This is a genomic window from Mesorhizobium sp. M1399 (assembly GCF_040317735.1).
GTDB lineage: Bacteria > Pseudomonadota > Alphaproteobacteria > Rhizobiales > Rhizobiaceae > Mesorhizobium.
In genome coordinates this window covers 341,736-361,806 of the sequence record NZ_JAMYKZ010000004.1, presented here as the reverse complement: position 1 = coordinate 361,806, position 20,071 = coordinate 341,736, and the positions used below count along the sequence as shown (strand labels likewise).

General features: G+C 62.9%; 21 protein-coding genes. 7 read left to right on the top strand and 14 right to left on the bottom strand.

The features are described from left to right. Nucleotides 1-174 precede the first annotated feature (174 nt). Together NKH05_RS08905 and NKH05_RS08900 are read left to right on the top strand one after the other, a co-directional pair. Nucleotides 175-1,152 carry a threonine/serine dehydratase family protein gene (locus NKH05_RS08905; RefSeq protein ID WP_352495447.1) on the top strand — a complete coding sequence of 326 codons (978 nt, stop codon included), beginning with the start codon at nt 175-177 and terminating at the stop codon, nt 1,150-1,152. 92 nt (nt 1,153-1,244) lie between these two features. After that, on the top strand, nt 1,245-1,898 hold the full coding sequence (locus NKH05_RS08900; RefSeq protein ID WP_352495448.1) for a glutathione S-transferase family protein: 654 nt from the start codon (nt 1,245-1,247) through the stop codon (nt 1,896-1,898). A 36-nt stretch (nt 1,899-1,934) separates the two neighbouring features. Here the strand turns inward: NKH05_RS08900 and NKH05_RS08895 are convergent, their stop codons facing one another. The 4 genes from NKH05_RS08895 to NKH05_RS08880 are packed head-to-tail and all read right to left on the bottom strand — an operon-like array spanning nt 1,935 to nt 5,663. After that, nucleotides 1,935-3,071, bottom strand: coding sequence for an ABC transporter permease (locus NKH05_RS08895; RefSeq protein WP_023718863.1), 1,137 nt, complete (start codon nt 3,069-3,071; stop codon nt 1,935-1,937). Nucleotides 3,072-3,079: 8 nt separating this feature from the next. Next, nucleotides 3,080-4,000, bottom strand: a complete 921-nt coding sequence (locus NKH05_RS08890; protein ID WP_352592329.1) for an ABC transporter ATP-binding protein — start codon at nt 3,998-4,000, stop codon at nt 3,080-3,082. Continuing rightward, nucleotides 3,997-4,950 carry an HlyD family secretion protein gene (locus tag NKH05_RS08885; protein ID WP_023718865.1) on the bottom strand — a complete coding sequence of 318 codons (954 nt, stop codon included), beginning with the start codon at nt 4,948-4,950 and terminating at the stop codon, nt 3,997-3,999. Before NKH05_RS08885 ends, NKH05_RS08890 begins: the two co-directional genes overlap by 4 nt. Continuing rightward, nucleotides 4,947-5,663, bottom strand: a complete 717-nt coding sequence (locus NKH05_RS08880; RefSeq protein WP_023718866.1) for a CerR family C-terminal domain-containing protein — start codon at nt 5,661-5,663, stop codon at nt 4,947-4,949. The genes NKH05_RS08885 and NKH05_RS08880 overlap by 4 nt, the downstream gene beginning before the upstream one ends. 88 nt (nt 5,664-5,751) lie before the next feature. Here NKH05_RS08880 and NKH05_RS08875 point away from each other — a divergent pair, with 88 nt between their 5' ends. From NKH05_RS08875 to NKH05_RS08865, 3 genes are read left to right on the top strand one after another with little or no spacing between them, the layout of a single operon-like run. Continuing rightward, nucleotides 5,752-6,225, top strand: a complete 474-nt coding sequence (locus NKH05_RS08875; protein ID WP_023718867.1) for a CYTH domain-containing protein — start codon at nt 5,752-5,754, stop codon at nt 6,223-6,225. Beyond that, nucleotides 6,222-7,166 (top strand): CHAD domain-containing protein, encoded by a 945-nt coding sequence (locus NKH05_RS08870; protein WP_023718868.1) that lies wholly within the window; start codon nt 6,222-6,224, stop codon nt 7,164-7,166. The genes NKH05_RS08875 and NKH05_RS08870 overlap by 4 nt, the downstream gene beginning before the upstream one ends. Before the next feature lie 41 nt (nt 7,167-7,207). Continuing rightward, on the top strand, nt 7,208-8,020 hold the full coding sequence (locus NKH05_RS08865; protein WP_023718869.1) for a C40 family peptidase: 813 nt from the start codon (nt 7,208-7,210) through the stop codon (nt 8,018-8,020). A gap of 109 nt (nt 8,021-8,129) precedes the next feature. On the opposite strand, the gene NKH05_RS08860 is transcribed toward NKH05_RS08865, so the two are convergent. Continuing rightward, on the bottom strand, nt 8,130-8,765 hold the full coding sequence (locus NKH05_RS08860; RefSeq protein ID WP_352856650.1) for a DUF6647 family protein: 636 nt from the start codon (nt 8,763-8,765) through the stop codon (nt 8,130-8,132). Nucleotides 8,766-9,240: 475 nt separating this feature from the next. Further along, nucleotides 9,241-10,044: a helix-turn-helix domain-containing protein gene (locus NKH05_RS08855; RefSeq protein ID WP_023718872.1), complete on the bottom strand. Its 804-nt coding sequence runs from the start codon at nt 10,042-10,044 to the stop codon at nt 9,241-9,243. A gap of 115 nt (nt 10,045-10,159) precedes the next feature. Between NKH05_RS08855 and NKH05_RS08850 the strand changes: the two genes are divergently transcribed. Next, entirely contained in the window at nt 10,160-11,020 is an 861-nt protein-coding gene (locus NKH05_RS08850; RefSeq protein ID WP_023718873.1) for an SMP-30/gluconolactonase/LRE family protein, read from the top strand. Nucleotides 11,021-11,033: 13 nt separating this feature from the next. On the opposite strand, the gene NKH05_RS08845 is transcribed toward NKH05_RS08850, so the two are convergent. The 4 genes from NKH05_RS08845 to NKH05_RS08830 all read right to left on the bottom strand — a co-directional run bounded on the left by NKH05_RS08845 (nt 11,034) and on the right by NKH05_RS08830 (nt 14,570). Next, entirely contained in the window at nt 11,034-12,746 is a 1,713-nt protein-coding gene (locus tag NKH05_RS08845) for a SulP family inorganic anion transporter (protein ID WP_352495449.1), read from the bottom strand. A 181-nt stretch (nt 12,747-12,927) separates the two neighbouring features. After that, a complete protein-coding gene (locus NKH05_RS08840) occupies nt 12,928-13,197 on the bottom strand; it encodes a helix-turn-helix domain-containing protein (RefSeq protein ID WP_352856654.1) in 270 nt (89 codons plus the stop codon). A 318-nt stretch (nt 13,198-13,515) separates the two neighbouring features. Further along, nucleotides 13,516-14,217 carry a phosphatase PAP2 family protein gene (locus NKH05_RS08835; protein WP_023718877.1) on the bottom strand — a complete coding sequence of 234 codons (702 nt, stop codon included), beginning with the start codon at nt 14,215-14,217 and terminating at the stop codon, nt 13,516-13,518. A 14-nt stretch (nt 14,218-14,231) separates the two neighbouring features. Then, nucleotides 14,232-14,570 carry a hypothetical protein gene (locus tag NKH05_RS08830; RefSeq protein ID WP_023718878.1) on the bottom strand — a complete coding sequence of 113 codons (339 nt, stop codon included), beginning with the start codon at nt 14,568-14,570 and terminating at the stop codon, nt 14,232-14,234. A gap of 203 nt (nt 14,571-14,773) precedes the next feature. On the opposite strand from NKH05_RS08830, the gene NKH05_RS08825 reads away from it, so the two are divergent. Beyond that, nucleotides 14,774-16,765, top strand: a complete 1,992-nt coding sequence (locus NKH05_RS08825) for a PhoX family protein (protein ID WP_352495451.1) — start codon at nt 14,774-14,776, stop codon at nt 16,763-16,765. Nucleotides 16,766-16,868: 103 nt separating this feature from the next. On the opposite strand, the gene NKH05_RS08820 is transcribed toward NKH05_RS08825, so the two are convergent. The 4 genes from NKH05_RS08820 to NKH05_RS08805 all read right to left on the bottom strand — a co-directional run bounded on the left by NKH05_RS08820 (nt 16,869) and on the right by NKH05_RS08805 (nt 19,877). Further along, nucleotides 16,869-17,549, bottom strand: a complete 681-nt coding sequence (locus tag NKH05_RS08820; RefSeq protein WP_352481385.1) for a GNAT family N-acetyltransferase — start codon at nt 17,547-17,549, stop codon at nt 16,869-16,871. Beyond that, nucleotides 17,546-18,037, bottom strand: a complete 492-nt coding sequence (locus tag NKH05_RS08815; RefSeq protein ID WP_023718881.1) for a MarR family winged helix-turn-helix transcriptional regulator — start codon at nt 18,035-18,037, stop codon at nt 17,546-17,548. Before NKH05_RS08815 ends, NKH05_RS08820 begins: the two co-directional genes overlap by 4 nt. Before the next feature lie 137 nt (nt 18,038-18,174). Further along, entirely contained in the window at nt 18,175-18,936 is a 762-nt protein-coding gene (locus NKH05_RS08810) for an ABC transporter permease (RefSeq protein ID WP_023718882.1), read from the bottom strand. A 14-nt stretch (nt 18,937-18,950) separates the two neighbouring features. Beyond that, nucleotides 18,951-19,877, bottom strand: a complete 927-nt coding sequence (locus tag NKH05_RS08805) for an ABC transporter ATP-binding protein (protein WP_023718883.1) — start codon at nt 19,875-19,877, stop codon at nt 18,951-18,953. Nucleotides 19,878-20,071 lie beyond the last annotated feature (194 nt).

Genomic DNA, 20,071 nt, shown 5'->3' with positions numbered 1-20,071 from the left:
AACGATTTGTCGATTGAAGCGACGACCGCATGGCGGAGAGACGAGGAGGCGGCAGGTGGCAGGCACGCTCCTCTCCTGCCTGCAAGACGAATTGTAACCGTCACATTTTTTCATTGGTGCGCGGCCTCCCTTTCCGTGCACCATAGGCGGTCTCATTTCTTGCAGGACCTCGCCATGACCACCCCTCCCGGCATCGCCGATATCCGCAGCGCAGCAGCGCGATTGTCCGGCCTGATCGTCGAAACGCCGCTGATCGAATCGCCGGAGCTGAACAAGCGCTTCGGCGCCAGGATCCTGTTCAAGCCCGAGACGTTGCAGCGCACCGGCTCCTTCAAGTTCCGCGGTGCATACAACAAGCTCTCCTCGCTCTCGGCGGAAGAACGCGCTGGCGGCGTCGTCGCCTTCTCGTCGGGTAATCACGCGCAAGGCGTTGCCGCCGCAGCGGCGATGTTCGGCGTCAAGGCCGTCATCGCCATGCCCACCGATGCGCCGGCGATGAAAGTCGGCAATGTCAGGAAGATGGGCGCGGAAGTGATCACCTTCGACCGGGTCCGCGACGATCGCACTGCCGTCGTCCGTTCTTACGTGGAAAGGGGCATGGTCCTGGTGCCGCCCTACGACGATCCGGCCATCATCGCCGGCCAGGGCACGATCGGCCTCGAATTGATGCGCCAAGCAAGCGCGCTTGGCGTCAGCCTGGATGCGGTAGTCGTTCCCTGCGGCGGTGGCGGCTTGAGCAGCGGCATTTCGATCGCGGTCAAGGACGCCTCACCGGGCACCGCCGTCTGGGCCGTGGAACCCGAGCATTTCGATGACACACGCCGCTCGCTGATCAAAGGCGCCAGGGTGTCGAACGCGCCCGGCCACACCTCGATCTGCGATGCCCTTCTCGTCGCCGAGCCGGGCGCGATCACTTTCGAGATCAACCGCAAGAATCTCGCCGGCGCCATCACCGTTTCCGACAAGGCGGTGGCACAGGCGATGCGCGATGCCATGGCTTGCCTGAAGCTGGTCGTCGAACCTGGCGGTTGCGTCGGCTTGGCCGCGCTGTCGTCAGGCGAGATCGACCTTGCCGGGAAATGCATTGCCGTGGTGCTCTCCGGTGGCAATGTCGATCTCAGCACCTATGCCGAGATTATTGCTGCCGGCTAGGATAGCAACCAGTTCCAGGTCATGTGCCGATTCGAGGTGCTTGAGCGTCCGTTGCGCCCGGTCGAACCGGTACCCTTCAAAGACTGAGATCAATGAAACTGTTCTTCAGCCGCAATCCCAATCCTCGCCTCGCGGTCGCGGTGGCACGGTATCTCAAAGCCAAGGTCGAGTTCGAATTCGCCTCTCCCTTCGCTCCGGGGCAGGCCGAGCGCTTTCGGCCGCTCAATCCAAATCTTTCATTGCCTATCCTTGTGGGCTTGGGAAAAAGCCTCTGGGAGGCCGACGCCATAGCCTGCCGGTTTTCACGCGACACGCATTCGCATTTCTGGCGCACCGGCGACGACGAGCCCGAGATGATCCGATGGCTGAGTTGGGGCAAAGAGAACTTCGCAAGAGCCTGCGACGTCGTGCATTTCGAACGCGGGACCAAACAGCGCTATGGGCTCGGCCCGATCGATCAGGCGCGGGTTGAGGAGGGCCTGAGCGACTTCAGCACCGCCGCCGCAATACTTGATGCCGAGCTTTCCGAGCGAGATTGGCTGGTCGGAAGTTCGGTTTCCTATGCCGACTTTCGAATGGCGACGTTTCTGCCCTTCAACGACGTCGCCCGATTGCCGCTCGATGATTATCCTTCTGTCGGTCGCTGGTATCGGCAGCTTGAAGAAATCGACGCCTGGCGCGATCCCTTCGAAGGGCTCAATGCGCCTGAATTGGCGCCGGTCCCGGGTCAGGCCAAGCCGGTGTGAATCTCGGTCATTTGCACAAGCGGATCGAGTTCGACCCTAATCCAACGTCCGGCGGAACCGCACCAGCGCCACGCCGGCGAACAGCGCCACGAACACCACCAGCCAGCCGATCTCCGTTGCCACCGCCGGCAGCTCGGCGCCCTTCAGCATCACCGCGCGGATGATGCGCAGGAAATGCGTCAGCGGCAGCACCTCGCCGAAAATCTGCGCCCAGTCCGGCATGCCGCGATAGGGGAACATGAAACCGGACAGCATGATCGACGGCAGGAAGAAGAAGAAGGTGAGCTGCAGTGCCTGCATCTGCGTGCGGGCAATCGTCGAGATCGTATAGCCGAGCAGCACCAGCGCCAGCACGAAGATCAGGACGGCCGTCAACAGCAGCGACATCGATCCGGTGAAGGGGATGGCGAACAGAAGCTTCGATGCCGCCAGCACCACCAGCACCTGCACGGCGCCGACCGCCAGATACGGCAGCACCTTACCCAGCATGATCTCGAGCGGGCTGGACGGCATCGCCAGAAGGTTCTCCATCGTGCCGCGCTCGGTCTCACGCGTCAGCGCGATCGAGGTCATCATTACCATCGTCATCTGCAGGATGACGCCGAGCAGGCCGGGCACGATGTTGTATTGCGATACGGCTTCCGGATTGTAGCGCCGGTGCACTACGACCTGGAGCTGGCCCCGGGCAGCTTCGGCCGCTGTCTCCTGCATGCCGCGCGCCCTGAGCAGCGCCTGGTTGGCAACGGTGCCGAGCGTCGAGATGGCGCCGCTGGCGACGGCCGGGTCGGTCGCATCCGCCTCGATCAGGATCTGCGGGCTGTCGCCACGCTCGACCCGTCGGGCGAAATCGGCGGGAATGGTGACGACGAAGGCAACGTCGCCGCGCGCCATCAGGAATTCGGCTTCGGCGGCACTTTGCGCGACATGGTCGAAGCGGTAATAGCCGGTGGTCTGCAGCGCCGAAACCATGGCTCGCGTGTAAGGATCGCTGCTCATCGCCACCAGCGCTGCCGGCAGGCTCTTCGGATCGTTGTTGATGGCATAGCCGAACAGCACCAGCTGCATCAGCGGCACGCCCAGCATCATGGCGAAGGTGATGCGGTCGCGCCGCATCTGGATGAACTCCTTGATCAGCAGCGCACCGAGCCTGGCGAAGGAAAAGACGCTGTTTATCCCGTTCTTCATCCCATATTGTCCTTCGAACCGGACATGAACTGGATGAACACATCCTCCAGGCTGGTCTCGCCGGGCGAGACCCTGACGCCCTTGTGGTCTTTCTCGACGTCGGCGAGCGCTGCCTGAAGCGCCGTCCTGTCGGAGCCGACTACATGCAGCGCCGCGCCGAACGGCGCCACCTGGTCGACGCCTGGGCGGCCATGAAGTGCGGCAGCGACCTGATCGAGCCGCGGCCCTTGCAGGACGAAGGTGGTCAGCCCGGCATTCCTCACCACGTCCTCAACCGTGCCGGTGGCCAGCATCTTGCCATAGGAGATGTAGCTGATGCGGTGGCAGCGCTCGGCCTCGTCCATGTAATGGGTGGAGACCAGCACGGTCAGCCCGCCGCTCGCCAGCCGGTGGATCTCGTCCCAGAATTCGCGCCGCGCCTTCGGGTCGACGCCAGCCGTCGGTTCGTCGAGCAGCAGCAGTTTCGGCTTGTGCATGATGCAGGCGGCCAGCGCCAGCCGCTGCTTCCAGCCGCCGGACAAGGTGCCGGCCAGTTGGTTTCTGCGTGATGTCAGGCCGAGCTCCTCAAGCGTCTTGGCCACATGTTCGTCGAGCGGCTTCAGCCGGTAGAGCCGTGCCACGAATTCGAGATTCTCGCCGATGGTGAGGTCTTCGTAGAACGAGAATCTCTGCGTCATGTAGCCGACTTCGCGCTTGATCCGCAGGCTGTCGGTGCGGATGTTGAAGCCCAGAACCGTGCCTTCACCCTCATCGGGCGTCAGCAAGCCGCACATGATGCGGATGGTCGTCGTTTTGCCCGAGCCGTTCGGCCCGAGGAAGCCGACGATCTCGCCCTCGGCCACGGTCATCGTCACATGGTCGACGACAGTCTTGTCGCCGAAGCGTTTGACCAGGCCGTGCACGTCGATGACGTTCATTTTCCGATGTCCGCCAGATCGACGTCGACGATCTGCCCGGGCTGCAATGCGCTGGCGTCGCCTTCCGGCCGCGCTTCGACCAGATAGACCAGCTTTTGCCGGGTCTCGAGCGAGTAGATCACCGGCGGCGTGAATTCCGGATCCGGCGACACATAGCTGACGCGTGCCTTCACGCCCGATCCGCAACCATCGCAATGGACGTTGAGCAGCGTGCCGACCTCGACCGAGGAGAACGCGCTTTCCGGCACATAGACGCTGAGCTTCACTGCGCCGTCCGGCAGTATGGAGATGACCGGCGCGGTCGGCCCGGCTGTATCGCCGGGATAGCGGATGACATCGTTGACCCTGCCGGGCGAGGGCGCCGTGAGCACACGCTTCGACAGTCGCCATTGCGCTTGCTCCAGCGCCGATTGCGCCTGCCTGACCTGATTGTCGGCGGCCTTGATCGTCTCCGGCCGTGCCGGCAGGCCGCCGACAGCGAGATTGGCTTCCGCCTGGCCGACCTGCGCGTTGGCCGTCTCCAGCGCCGCGGAAGCCGTATCATAATCGGCCTGCGTGCCGGTGCCGCGTTTGAACAGATCGCTGGCGCGGCTGTATCTGCGTTTGGCGTCGGCGGCCTGCGCTTTGGCCATGTCGACCTGCGCCCTGAGCACTGCAATCTCTTCCGGCCGCTTGCCGACCTGCAGGTCGGCAAGTTGCGCCTGGGCCTGCGCGAGGGCCGCCTCGGCCTGCGCGATGGCGATCTTGGCGTCGGCGTTTTCCAGCGTCACCACCGGCGTGCCGGGCGCTACGCGGTCGCCGCGCTTGACCGCAATCGTCTCGACCTGGGCCACCTCGATCGGCGCCAGCAGCACATAATCGCCCTCGACGTAGCCGACGGCGAGCGGTGCTGCCGGCGCGCAGGCGCTGAAAAGCTGGGCGGCAAGCGGCAAAGAACAGAGCAGGCTCATGATCCACGATCCTTCCGGACAGCCAAATCGCGCCGAGCTAAAATCGCGCTGAGATTGTCGGTTACTGTTGCCGCGATCTTGCCGGCCTCGTCATCGCCGATCTCGCGCCAGCCCATCCGGCGCATAACCGCCTCGCGGCCGATGCGGAAATAGACGACCTGGCCAATCAGCGTGAATACGGTGAGTTTAGTGCGCTCGCTCTCGGCCGGCTCGCCCGTCGACTGTTCCCAGATCAGGCAGAGCCGGTGATGCGCCGGTTCGAACACGCCGTCATAGATACGGTCGAGCGCGGCGGTTGGATGCGACAGCTCACGCAGGACGAACTGTACAATCTCGCCGGCTTCCGGCCTTGCCGCGATGAAGGCGACCATCCGCTCCAGTGCGACGGCTAAATGTGCCCGCGCGGCCTCGGTGTCCGCCAATGCCGCGGGCGGCGCTTGCAGATTGCCGATCGCCTGGCCCGCAATGGTCTGGATGGTGTCTACGATGTAGTCGGCCGCCGCGTTGCGGAGCCCTTCCTTGCCGCCGAAATGATAGGCGATCGAGCCGATATTGGCCTTGGCCTCAGCCGCGATCTGGCGCGTCGACGTGCCGTCGAAACCCTGGCGTCCGAACAGCTTCAGCGCCGCGCGCACGAGGGCCGTCCGCGTCATATCCGCGGCAGTCTTGGGCGCTTCATGAGGAAGGCCGCTGGCACTGGGCGATTTGATCATGGTCTATACTTTAATCAATCGAATGATTAAAGTCAACTGCGGTCAAGCGGCTTGCCAACTCTGGCCGTGCGCGCTTTAGTGCCTCGCCATGGGCAAGGAAATCGAGCGTAAATTCCTGGTCTCAGGTGAGGAATGGCGGGGAATGGTCAAGGCGGACATTCATATCCGTCAATTCTATCTTGTCGCCGAGCCTACCCGCACGGTGCGTGTGCGCATCAGCAATGATGCCGCTGCCAAGCTGACGCTCAAGTTCGGCAGCCAGGCCCGCGAGCGCGATGAATTCGAATATCCGGTGCCTTTGGCGGAGGCGCAAGAGATGCAGGCCTTTGCCATCGGACGTGTCATCGAGAAGACACGCCACCATGTTAGACACCGCGGCTATCTCTACGAAGTCGATGTCTTCGGCGGGACGCTTGCGGGGTTGGTGATCGCCGAGCTCGAGACGCAGGAGGATGTACCGGACGAAATGCTGCCAGATTGGCTCGGCCGCGAAGTCACCGGCGAGCCGAGATTTTACAACGCGTCGCTCGCCCTTGGGGGGATTCCGGAGATCGTCGCATGAGCTTTCGTATCGATCCGCGCATGTCGCTGACCGGCGAGGTCAGGCGCATCCTCGCCGAGGAGATCGGCAGGGCGCTCGTTCATCTGGACGCGGCGCATGACAGGCCCGAACAGGCGCTGCACAAGTGCCGCAAGCGGTTGAAAAACGTCCGCGCTTTACTGCGCCTAGTTCGTTCCGGGGACGAAACATTCTGCGTGACCGAGAATCAGTGCTACCGCCAGGTGGCGGCCCTGCTTGCCGGTCCGCGTGAGGCGACTGCGCTGGTCGAAACAATCGACCGGCTGGCGGCAAGCTTTCCCGAGCAAAGTGCCGGCGGCGGTCTCGGTGCCGTCCGCGATAGGCTCGTCGCGCGCCAGCATGAGCTGCATGTCGGAGCGGGCCTCGACGCTGCGATAGGCGCGGCGGTTGCCGCTTGCGAGGAAGGTGTCGTCCGCATCGACAAGCTCGCTTTGCCCGACCAGCCGGAGCAGGCTGCCGACGTGCTCGCCGAAGGCGCGCGCATCACTTTGCGCCGCGCCAGGAAAGCGCTGGACAAGGCCGCTTCGCGCGGCGCGGCCGATGATTTTCACGATCTGCGCAAGGCGGCCAAGACGCATGGCATGCATCTGTCGCTGCTCGGCAGGCTGTGGCCGACGCCGATCAAGACGCGGCGCAAGGCCGTCGACGAACTGGGCGAGCGGCTCGGCGAACTGCACGATGTGCTCGTCATGCGCGCGCTTCTCGATGCCGAGGACCAGCCGCTTGGCCCCGCTGAGGAGACGCGGTTGCTTGGCAAGCTGCTGAAGCGCTCGGAAAAGGGCCTGAAAAAAACCTGCCTCGCCGAGGCGGCCGAGCTTTTCGGCGACAGTCCGAAGCGCTCGACGAGGAAGCTCGCCCGTAAGGTGCGCGAGGATCTCATAGCGGTACCGCACGAAGACGCCGGCGCGCCTGGCGTGGGCTGATCATGGTCTAATTTGTCGCCCTGTGGTAATCGCCGTCTGGCATGACCGAGCCCGGCGACACGCTTCTGGACCGACTTGGCCGCTGGCTTGCCGGCCGGCTGCAGGAGGAATCGTCCGGCTACGAGCCTTACACGCCGTCGGACGCCGAAACGCTACGCCGCACGCTCGAGCCCGGCGACATCCTGCTCATCGAAGGCAACCAGAAGATCTCGGCGGCGATCAAATACCTCACCCAGTCGACCTGGTCGCATGCCGCCTTTTATGTCGGCGATGCATTGCCGGAGCCCGAGGACGGGTCGGAACGGCGGCGCCTGATCGAGGTCACGCTCGGCGATGGCTGCATCGCCGTGCCGCTGTCGCGCTACCGCAGCTACAACACCCGCATCTGCCGGGCGAGCGGCCTGGCTCCCGACGATCGCGAAGCGGTCGTCGCCTTCATGATCGGCAGGCTGGGTCTCAGATACGATCTCAAGAACATATTCGACATGCTGCGCTACTTCTTGCCGACGCCGCCGGTGCCGGTGCGCTGGCGCCGCCGCATGCTGGCTTTCGGTTCCGGCGACCCGACGCGCGCCATCTGCTCGTCGCTGATCGCCGAGGCTTACGGCCAGATCCGCTACCCGATCCTACCCGAGATTACCCGCGCGCCCGGCCGTGCCTCGGCCCAGTCGAGCTATTCGCGCAAGGAAATCCTGCACATCCGCCATCACTCGCTCTACACGCCGCGCGACTTCGACCTGTCGCCCTATTTCCGCATCGTCAAGCCGACGCTGGAATACGGCTTCGACTACCGGCAGATGGTCTGGGATGACAAGGCGGTCGCGGCCGCTCCGGAGACGAAGACCGCCGGATAGCCGCTCGATCTTGTGGTTTGAGCATGGGGCCTCCGAGAACCGGTTTTGCGGCCGATACTCTGGGGTAAGAAGCTCAGTCAGACTGGCTGCCCCCGAAGCGGCTTCAGCATCAATACAGGCAGTTCGTGCGAACCAACAGCGTGAAAGGATCGAGCTCAAATTCCTTCAGAAGGTCGCTGCCGAACAAGGCAAGCCACCGCTCTTGCGCCTCAAAGGCCGCCTTCTCGCGTTCTTCCGCGCATGCAAACTTCAGCCCGGCCACGGTTTGGACGTGATGGACCAACTCATGCACAAGTACCGACAGCTCCGCCGGGGTGCCGCCTGTCCAGCCCTCCGGCAAGAAGATAGTCCGTGCTTCGTCATCGTAGATAGCAATAACAGTGGGCTGCTTGCCAACATTGTCCGGACTGGCAAAATTGGGGCTGCTGTTCCAGCGATCCGCCGCCACGTCGCGAAACCGCAAACCTGCCATCCTGCGCGCAGGTACGAAGCTTACCGCCGGGGGCTCTTCGATCGACGGAAGGCCGAGTTCAGACGAAAGCCATACCGCTATTGCCATTAGCGCGGCCGGCTGCGAGCGGTCAGACATCTTCATGGGAGCAAGAGCACCAGGTGCGCCGGGCAATTGGATGCCGGGCCGGGCGGGATCGGGTCCCATAAGCTCCGAGTCGCCCGCGGGCGCGGCAAGCGTCGCTGATGCTACTACACCGGGTGCGCTGAGCAATTCGATATAAGGCAGGACCAACGGCGGCAATCCTGAGCCTGGATCGGCATTGGGTCCTCTAAGCTCCGGCTCGTCCGCGGACGCGGCAAGTGTCGCCGCCAGGATCACGCTTAGGACGCAAGGCAAGCATGCCCTTGATCGGCAGCGCCATCAATTTGGGAGACACCGCCGTGATGAAGAAACAACGCCACGAAAGAGCGTTCAGGTTTGCATTGCGGTCAACGAATGCGACGGCTTCGCGACGTGCTCCCGTAACCTGCGAAGCGATGCATAAATTACTGGCCGGTGTCCCGTGCGCACCTCCTGACGCCGGCCCCGGACTGCAAAGCAGCCTGGATAATCACAGGCTCACCCTACGCAAGCCGATGTCCATGCACATCGGCACGGTCACCCAATTTATAGGCGCCGCTTGCCTAGTGTTCGCGGCTTACAAGGCGTCTGTGGAGGACAGCAGCCTAAACCCAAGAATCCGACCTCAGTCGTTCCGTGATTTGACCTAGGCCGGCAGACGTCGTCCGTTTGCGGCGGCCGCAACTCGATTGTCCGTCCGCGCGCCTGCGTCGCGCGGATGTGGCCCGATCGGCATGATCACCGGGAACGGCGTTGCGCCGAACGCAAACGTCCATTTGTAGCCGACCAGCCCGTCTTCGGGCGTCGTGTGCTGGTCGTGATGAGCAAGCAATTTGGCGCGCTCCGCCAATTCCTCCGCCTCGCGCCTGACCATTTCCGCCGTTTCCGGCCGCATCCGCCTGGAGAAGCTGACGAATGTCGCCTCGCGCTCAAGATGGGTGATGGCCCAGCCGATGAAATTCTTGTTGGTCATCTCGAACAGCGGCCGCAATGGCCCGTCGAAATTCCACTGGATCGGCGCCTCGACCAGCAGCCTTGCCGACAGGCCGCCACCAAGCGCGACTAGGCCGAGTTCCTCGAGGTCGCGCAGATAGAGGAACATCGAAGCCTCGCTCAACCCTTGTGAGCGCATGATGCCTTCTGGCGTGAATTTCTCGGAAAGCATGACGAATACGAACAGCAGTGCCGGCCGCCCGGCGAGCCTGCGCTCGATCTCCGGCGCGATCCGGTTGGCAGGTCCCGGTCCCCTGTTCATCGAGCCGAGCACGTTCTCCAACTCCACGCCGGCGGCATCGCAGATCTCGATCAGCCGGTCGAGCTTGCAGTTGCGCTCATGGAAGATGCGCTTCACCGTCGGCTCGGAAACGCCCATCCGCTCGGCAAGGACACGGTAGGTCACGCCCTTGGCCTTAAGCGTCCGCTTCAGCGCTTCGAAGATCGGGCCGTTCATGGGATGCACCTCTTTTACGCGATTTGGTATCAGCCTTCGGTACTAGTCCCGATACATCTTCCCGAAAAGTATCGAAAAGCCTAGCTCTCCCCCATTCCATTACAGGAGACTAGCCATGAAGAGCCTCTTCACCTCGATACTTCTCGCTCTGGTCGGCATCGCCGCCGCGCCGGCAGTTCAGGCGGCCGAACTCTGGCGCGCTACCGGGCTTGAGCAACCGGAATCGGCGCTGTTCGATGCCGCCGGCAAACGCATCATCATCTCCAATATCGTTGGCAATCCCGGCGACGCCGACGGCAATGGATACCTGTCGGTCCTGTCTGTGGACGGCAAGATGGTTACGCAACATTGGACCGACGGCATGGACGCGCCCAAGGGCATGGCGATTGCCGACGGCAAACTCTACGTCGCCGACCTCACCCATGTGCGCGTCGTCGATCTCGCAAGCGGCAAGCTAACATCGACGATCGACTTGCCGAACGCGGTCTTCCTCAACGACGTGACCGCCGACGCGTCCGGCAAGGTCTACGTCACAGATATGCTTGCCGATACGATCTATCGCATCGACGGCGACCGGCCCGAACTGTTCGTCAGGGATGCGGCGCTTGCTTCGCCGAATGGCATCTTCGCCGATGGCGGCCGGCTGATCGTCGCTTCCTGGGGCAAGGGCATCAAGCCCGATTTCAGCACCGCGGAGCCGGGCGGCCTGCTCTCGGTCGATCTCGCCACCAAGGCAATTGCGTCACTGCCCGGCGCAGAAAAGTTCGCTAACCTCGATGGCGTCGTCGCCATCGGCGGCAGCGTTTACGCCACCGCGTATATGACCGGCACGCTCTACAGCTACAAAGCCGGCGGCACGCCGCAAGCGGTTGCGACGTTCAAGCCGGGCAGCGCCGACATCGGCACCGACGGCAAGTCGACAATCTTCGTGCCGCTGATGAACGACGGCGAGATCGCGGCATTAGGCCTCGACTAAGCCAGCCATCGGCTCAGGCGGCGGGCGCGGCTTTCTTCAGCTGCGCCCGCGCATCCGTGATCGAGGCGGCATAAGTCACCAGCGGCCGCTTGACGCCGTGGTTGATCAGCATGCGGCGTATCTGCGGTGAAGCGCCTAATATAATGAAGCGAACGCCGGCGCGGCTGGCCTTGTGGGCCGCGCCCTCGATGACATTGGCCGCCGTCGAATCGAAGAACGGCACCGCCGAACAATCGAGGATGAAGTTCCTGCGCTGGTCGGCGATGCGGTCCAGCACCGTGCCGACGGTCGAGGCGGCGCCGAAGAAGAAGGCGCCCGATATCCGGTAGACGACAGTATCGGCATCGCTCGCCTCGCTGGAATCATAAGCGCTGGCGCGGTCGGCGACGTCTTCCTGCACCAAGGATTGATGGTCCGCCTCCACCGCGATGCTCTTGGCCATGCGGTCGATGAACAGGATTGAGCCCAGCGCAAAACCGACGACGATGCCTTCAGTCAGGTCGCGGAAGATGACGATCAGGAACGTCGCCATCAGTACCAGCGCATCGCCGCGCGAGGCGCGCAGCAAGGTGGCGAAGGCCTGTTTCTCGAACATGTTCCAGCACACCACCGCCAGCACGCCGGCAAGTGCTGCAAGCGGGATATAGCTGGCCAGCGGTGCCGCCACCAGCATCAGGGCAAGCAGGATGGCCGAGTGCATCATGCCTGAGACCGGTCCATGCGCGCCGGCCCGTACATTGGTCGCGGTGCGGGCAATGGTGCCGGTGGTGCAGATACCGCCGAACAAGGCGGAGGCGATATTGGCGAAGCCCTGCGCCACCAACTCGCAATTGGAGCGATGCCGCCTTCCGGTCATGCCGTCAGCGACGACGGCCGACAGCAGCGATTCGATCGCCCCGAGCAGCGCAAAGGCGATGGCGTCCGGCAGCACGTCGATTATCCTGTCGAGGCTGAGCGGCGGGAAGGCCGGCCATTGCAGGCTGCGCGGGATGCCGCCGAAGCGCGTGCCGATCGTTTCGGCCGGCATGGCGAGCAATGCCACGACGAGTGATGCCAGCCCGATGGCAATCAGCATGGCCGGCCACTTCGGCCGAAACCGCTTCAACAGCGCAATGGTGATGATGGTCAGTGCCGCCACCGCGGTTGCGGCGAGGTTGATCGTTCCGGCCGCCTCGCCGATGGCCATCAGCTTGGGCACCAGCGGCCCCGGTTCCTTGCCGGCGAGCTTCAGCCCGAAGAGTTCGACGATCTGGCCGGAGAAGATGATGACGGCGATGCCGGCGGTGAAGCCGACGGTCACCGGATACGGGATGAACTTGATGTAGGTGCCAAGCCCGAGATAGCCGATGGCAAGCAGGAACAGGCCGGCCATCATCGTCGCCAGCAGCAAGCCGTCGACGCCAACTCGCGCCACCGTCGCAGCCACCAGCACAATGAAGGCGCCGGCCGGGCCGCCGATCTGGAAACGGCTGCCGCCAAGCGCCGAGACCAGGAAGCCGCCAATGATCGAGGTGTAGAGCCCGCGCTCCGGCGTCACGCCTGAAGCAATGGCAATTGCCATCGACAGCGGCAGCGCCACGATGGCGACAGTCAGCCCGGCGATGGCATCCGCCTTGAAGTGCGCGAGCGTATAGCCCTCGCGCAGCACCGTCACCAGCTTCGGCGTGAACAGTTCGGAAAATGTCGGCCGTGCCGGTTGATGCACTGCCCGCCGGGTCTGATCCATCGAGTGCCTTCCCCATGAAACCAAGGAGGCGGCGGGATCGTCGGCAGGACTGTCGGCGGTCGCCGTCGCGACTTGGAGCGGCGTGCGTCCAAATCGACGCACAGGTACGCTCCAACACTTTTGAACCGCGCATTGGACTATCCGAAAATCGATTTCGATTTTCGGCGATGCGGCAGTACCGTCAGCCTTGCGGGTTCTGCGGCGTGACAGGCTTGAGGCGAACGCCCCTGCCGCCACGCTCGCTCGCCTGGTTGTCGCCGATCAGCTCGACCCCGGCCTCTTCAAGGGCCTGGATGACCTTCATCAGCGTATCGACCACGCCCCGGACCAGGCCGTCGCTCGCTTCCATGCGCTGAATGGTTGGAAGCGAAACCCCGGCGCGCTCGGCGAGCGTCTTCTGATCGATGCCGGCCAGCGCCCTCGCGGCACGCATCTGCGCGGCAGTGATCATCGGCCATAACCCCCGTCTGAGTCTGCGATATCACGTGTAATACCTTCATTATGATGGTTCAAGCATCATCTTGCATATGTGAAACATGCAGCACTCTTTGCCAGCCGATGCGCTAGCATGCTACAATTTCGGCATCGTTTGGCGGGACATCCATTGCGATCCCGATTTCACAGACAACGACTCAAAAAGGATGAGCAGGTGAAGATATTCAATGCGTTGGCGACCTCGACAGCCTTGCTGTCGATGGTTTTCCTGCTGGCAGGCTGCGGTCATGGCCTGATCAACAGGCTGATTTGACCGCAAATCGACTGACATGAGTCAGGTGCCGCCGGCCCGCCCGAGCCATCGCTGCAGGAACCGGGCCGCAAGCCAGCACAGCATCGCCCAGGCAAAGCCGGCGCACCAGCCGGCCAATACGTCGGAGGGCCAGTGGACGCCGAGATAGATGCGGCTGATGCCGACCACCACCGTCGTCAGCACCGCCAGACCGAGCACATAGATCTTCGTTGTCCGCCCGGGCAAAAACCGCGCCGCCATGCTGCCCAGCGTCAAATATGTCACCGCCGACAGCATGGCGTGGCCGCTCGGAAACGAAAGTGATGCCACGTCGGCGAGATGCGAGACCAGATCGGGGCGCGGCCGATCTATATCGAACTTGAGCACGCTTGACAGGACCTGGCCGCCCGCTACCGCGATGAACATGAGAAGCGCCGCGCCTGGCCTGCGGATGAGGAGCAGATAGACGATCATTGCTGCCGTGATCAGCACCAACACGCTGGCGCTGCCGAGGCTGGTGATGTCGCGCATCGCTCCTTCCAGCCACGCCGGTCCGATCGGATTGTCGGGTTGGCCGGCCTTGCGGAAGGCAAGCAGGATTTCGGTATCGAAGGCATGCGGCGTAGTGGCCCGCGCCATCTCCATTAGCTCCTCGAACCCCCACAGCCCGCCGGCAATGATCAGCCCGGCCAGCAGAACCGGGAACTCCAGCCAGTTGCGCAGTCTGCTTGCGGTCTTCTTCATCGGCCCGATCGCAGTTACAGCCTTTGCAGATAGGGTCCGAGCGTGATCAGCGCCACAGCTGCGATGGCAAGCACGATGCCGGTCGCCTGCAAGGCATTGACGCGCTCGCCGAAGAAGACCAGCGCCACCACATTCACCGACACCAGCTGGATCACCGCTGACAGGCTGAACGACACCGACATGCCGAATTCACGGATCAGCCTCAGCATGATCAGATTGCCGAGCGAATAGAGCGCCAACGTCAGCACGATCTTGCCAAAGCTCGGCGCCAGTCCCCATTGCTTCGCCGCCGTCGCCGCAAGCAGGAAGATCACTGTCGAAATGCAGAGCTGCCCAAGTCCCCAGAAACTCACTTTTTGCTCCTCCCGATGCGGTCCTTGCGCGCCTGCCGCAGCTCTTGTTTCCGAAGCGCCGGTCGCGGTCAAGCGGGGCTGATGTTGGGCACGAAATCGCAGATGGCAATTAGCCGGCATGTCATCAAACTGTGACCTGCCGGCGATACCGGATTGGCCAGGCAACACGCTCCAGCAATCCATCCAGCCAGAGGCAGGCCCCTATGACCGAACATCGCACCCCTGACGCCCATTTCCGCACCAGCCTGCTCGAGGAAAACGATGGGCCAGGAGCCAATCCCAGCGACAACCGCACCATGGGTGAGATCATCGCCGCGCGGTTCTCGCGCCGCGGCTTCCTCAACGGCTCGCTTGCCGTCTCGGCCATAGCCGCTACCGTCAGCCCGCTGGCGCTGATCACCGCCGACAACGCCCGCGCCGCCGAAGGCTCCGCCTTCGCTTTCGACGAGCTCGAGGCCGGCATCGACGACAAGCATCACGTTGCACCCGGTTATGACGCCGACGTGCTGCTGCGCTGGGGCGATCCGCTGTTCGCCGATTCGCCGGAATTCGATCCGACAAAACAGTCGGCGGAAGCCCAGGCCAGACAATTCGGCTACAACAATGACTATGTCGGTTATATCCCGATCGACGGCTCGGCCGAGCACGGCCTGCTGGTGGTCAACCACGAATACACCAATCCGCACCTGATGTTTCCGGGCCTCGTCACCATCGTCGATGGCAAAGCCAAGCAGGCGCCTCTCAGCAAGGAACAAGTCGACGTCGAGATGGCCGCGCATGGCGGCACCATTGTCGAGATCCGCAAGGAAGCCGGCAAATGGCAGGTCGTTCGCGACGGCAAGCTCAACCGCCGCATCACCTCCAACACCGAGATCGCGCTGTCCGGCCCCGTCGCCGGCCACGACCGCGTCAAGACCAGCGCCGACCCGACCGGCACGAAAGTCGTCGGCACCGTCAACAATTGTGCCGGCGGCGTCACGCCGTGGGGCACCTATGTCATGGCCGAGGAGAACATCCACGGCTATTTCTCGGGCGAGCTGCCGCAAGGCCACAAGGAAGCGGCCAATTACAAGCGGCTCGGCATTCCCGAAGGTGCTTATGAATGGGCAGCGCATTACGACCGTTTCGACATCGGCAAAGAGCCGAACGAGCCGAACCGCTTTGGCTGGATCGTCGAGGTCGACGTCCAGGATCCGACTTCGGTGCCGAAGAAGCGCACCGCAATGGGCCGCTTCAAGCATGAGGGCGCCGAATCGATCGTCGCCAAGGATGGCCGTGTCGTCTTCTACCTCGGCGACGACGAGCGCTTCGACTATGTCTATAAGTTCGTCACCACAGGCAAGTTCAATCCGGACGACCGCGCCGCCAATATGGATTTGCTCGACGACGGCACCTTGCATGTCGCCAAGTTTGCCGACGACGGTTCGGTCGAATGGCTGCCGATCGTCTTCGGCCAAGGGCCGCTGACGGCGGAGAACGGCTTTGCCAGCCAGGCCGACGTGCTGATCGAGACGCGCCGCGCCGCCGACCTGCTCGGCGCCACCAAGATGGACCGCCCTGAAGACATCCAGCCCAATGCCGCCAACGGCAAGGTCTATGTCATGCTGACCAACAATTCGAAGCGCAAGGCCGATCAGGTCGACGCCGCCAACCCGCGTGCCGAAAATGCCTTTGGCCACATCATCGAGATCGTCGAGGACGGTGGCGATTTTGCCGCCACCAAGGGCAAGTGGGAGGTGCTCTTGAAATGCGGTGAGCCCTCGGTTGCGGCAGTCGGCGCCACCTTCTCGACCGCAACCACGGCCAATGGCTGGTTCGGCATGCCGGACAATTGCGCGGTTGATTCGACCGGCCGCCTCTGGGTCGCCACCGACGGTCAGGGTCCGAAGGCCACTGGCCGCACCGACGGTCTGTGGGCGGTCGATACGGAAGGGCCGGCGCGGGCGACCTCAAAACTGTTCTTCCGCGTGCCGATCGGCGCCGAAATGTGTGGTCCCCTGTTTGCGCCGGACGACCAGACCGCTTTCGTTGCCGTCCAGCATCCAGGCGACGGTGGCGAGGACTGGGAGGCTTTCGGCCGTCCGTCCTACTATGAGGATTTGTCGACCCGCTGGCCCGACTTCAAGCCGGACATGCCGGTGCGGCCGGCGGTCGTTGCCATCACCAGGCAAGGTGGTGGCAAGATCGCGGTCTGACACGCAGCAAGGTCTTGCAGTCTCAAGGAAGGATTTCGGCGATACGAAATCCTTCCTTTCCCGATGCGGGATGCATCCATGCTACGCATTATGCGCCGACGAATCATTCGGTGCGCTGAACCACGGCCACATTCATTGTGCTTCGCAACCTGAAGCCAATGGACTCGTAAAGTCTAATGGCCGTGGCGTTGCTGGCATAAGCGTGGAGATAGGGAATTTCGTCGCGCGCCACTATCCGGTTTGCCACGAATATGGACAACAGCTTGCCCAGGCCACCGCCGCGAAATTTCGGATGTGAGCACACTCCGCTGAGTTCGGTATAGCCAGGTTGCTTCATGCGCTCGCCGGCCATTGCTGCAAGTCTGCCCTCGATTTTCACACCCCAAAAATCGCCCAGGCTCAAGGCTTCGAGCGTGAATGGGCCAGGCTTGGTGACCAACGCCAGAGCCAGCATCTCAGCGGCGTCGTCTCGCGTCAGACGTTGCACGCGCCCGTCGGACACGATCTGCAATGGCTGCTCGGCAATCATCTGAACCCCGGCCGCGGTCGAAGTCGCGGAAAGCCCCGTGGGCAGAGCAATGGCGTCCGCTTGAAGCAGGATCACACTCTCGCCCGGGGAGACAAGCTTTTCGAGCGCCCGCAGGCTTTCCGCGTCGTCCGCGCCAGTGGCGGCGAAAGGAACAATCGACGGCCGATATCGCCTGGCGAGGTTGCCACCTTGCGCGAAGGCCTGATGTCGCGTCTGAAGCGCGCTCCAGATCGGGCGGTCAAGCAGGTGTTTCATTGCACGGCATCTCTCGGTTTTGGTGCACGACGGTCGAGAGGAGCCGCGGCGAGGCCGTCCTCGATGGCGGCCAACTGATCGAGAAGCGGCCCCGAAAGATCCGCGCACAGATCCGCGACGGCGTTCTCGATGCGCGGCCAGACCTCGCGCTTTGCGACATCGACCAGCCGCCGGCCGTCCCTGGTGAGGGAGACGATCCTGCGCCGCTGGTCATCGATCGACGGACTGACCTCGAGCAATCCCAACTCGGCGAGAAGCGAGACGCTTCGCGTTACGCCTGGCTGCGCGATGCCAAGGGATTGCGCCAGTTCCCCGACAGGCAGGGGGCCTAGCCTGTCGAGCGCGGCCAGCAGTGGGTACTGGCTCGCCTGAACCGGAACATCCAGCCGGTCGAGAAGGCGCTGCGCCTCCGCTTGCAGTTGCTCGCCTATACGCTTCATCCTGCTGCCCAGGCACAGGAAGCCAAGCGATCGTATGACGTCTTCCATAGGCCAATCCGCCTCGCGATAAATCATAACATGATATATAACAAAACATGAAGGTCAAGGGGCTATCGTTGCAGGGGCTGCACTCAGTGCTGTTTCCGTTGATCGATAAGGCTGCTTTGCTTGGCAAGGCCAATCGATCAGTTGCGCAGCCGGTAGCCGGTTCTGAAGATCCAGGCGACGATCGCTATGCAGACAAGCAGGAAGACCACCGTCATGCCGAGGCTGACGCCGACCGAAACGTCGGATTTGCCGTAGAAGCTCCAGCGGAAGCCGCTAACCAGGTAGACCACCGGGTTGAACAGCGTCACCGTGCGCCAGATGCCGGGCAGCATGTTGATCGAATAGAAGCTGCCGCCGAGGAAGGTCAGCGGTGTGATGATCAGCAGCGGCACCAGCTGCAGTTGCTCGAAGCTTCTTGCCCAGATGCCGATGATGAAGCCGAACAGGCTGAAGGTCACGGCCGTCAGCACCAGGAAAGCGAGCATCCAGAACGGATGCTCGATCGTCAGCGGCACGAACAGCGAGGCCGTCGCCAAAATGATCAGGCCAAGCACGATCGACTTTGTCGCCGCACCTCCGACATAGGCGATGACGATCTCCAGATAGGACACCGGCGCCGACAGCAATTCGTAGATCGAGCCGACGAATTTCGGAAAGTAGATGGCGAAGGAGGCGTTGGAGATCGACTGCGTCAGCAGCGACAGCATAATCAGCCCCGGCACGATGAAGGCGCCGTAGCTGATGCCGTCGATCTCGGTGATGCGCGAGCCGATGGCCGAGCCGAAGACGACGAAATAGAGCGACGTCGAAATGACCGGCGAAACGATGCTCTGCAGCACAGTGCGAAGGGCGCGCGCCATCTCCACCCGATAAATCGCCCATACCGCATGAAGGTTCATGGCCGCGCGCGGGTTCATGCCTGTTTCCTCACCAGATTGACGAAGATCTCCTCGAGCGAGCTGTTTTCCGTATCGATGTCGCGGAACTGGATGCCGGCCGCCTCGAGCTCGCGGATCAGCGAGGCGACGCCCGGCCGTTCGCTCTGGTTGTCATAGGTATAGGTCAGCTGCCCGCCATCGGGCGAAAGCTCCAGCGCGTAGTGCGAAAAAGCATCGGGAACGGTGGCCAACGGGCTGCGCAGTTCCAGCACAAGCCGTTTGCGGCCAAGCTTGCGCATCAGCTCGGCCTTGTCCTCGACCAGCACGATCTCGCCGCGGTTGATGACGCCGACGCGATCGGCCATCGCCTCGGCTTCTTCGATGTAGTGCGTGGTCAGGATGATGGTGACGCCGTCTTCGCGCAGCCGGCGCACCATCGCCCACATGTCCTGGCGCAGCTCGACATCGACGCCGGCGGTCGGTTCGTCGAGGAACAGGATTCGCGGCTCGTGCGACAACGCCTTGGCGATCATCAGCCGGCGTTTCATGCCGCCGGACAGCGTGATCGCCTTGGCGTCCTTCTTGTCCCAGAGCGACAGGTCGCGCAGCACTTTTTCGACGAACGCCTTGTCCGCCGGCTTGCCGAACAGGCCGCGGCTGTAATTGACCGTCGCCCACACGCTCTCGAAGGCATCGATGGTCAGTTCCTGCGGCACCAGCCCGATCAGGCCGCGCGCAGCGCGGTAGTCGCGGTTGATGTCATGGCCGTCGACCGTGACGGTGCCCGACGAGCGGTTGACGATGCCGCAGACGATCGAGATCAGCGTCGTCTTGCCGGCGCCGTTCGGCCCCAGCAGCGCAAATATCTCGCCGCGCACGATATCGAGATTGATCTCCTTCAACGCCTTGAAGCCGGTGGCGTAGGTCTTCGTGACCCCGGAAATCGAGATGATCGGCTGCATGGCTGAAAACGGCTGCTTGAAACAGAGTTGTTGATTTAATCCGCTGAATGTCGGTGCGCAAATCCGGATGTCAATGGCGCTCCTGACAGTTCTGGACATCGAGGTTCGCCGGAATAGGCAACACCCGCCTGGTCGTCCAGCAAAATTCCACGCAAAAGCAGATTAACCGGCACTGCGGCGTTCCGCCTCGCGGC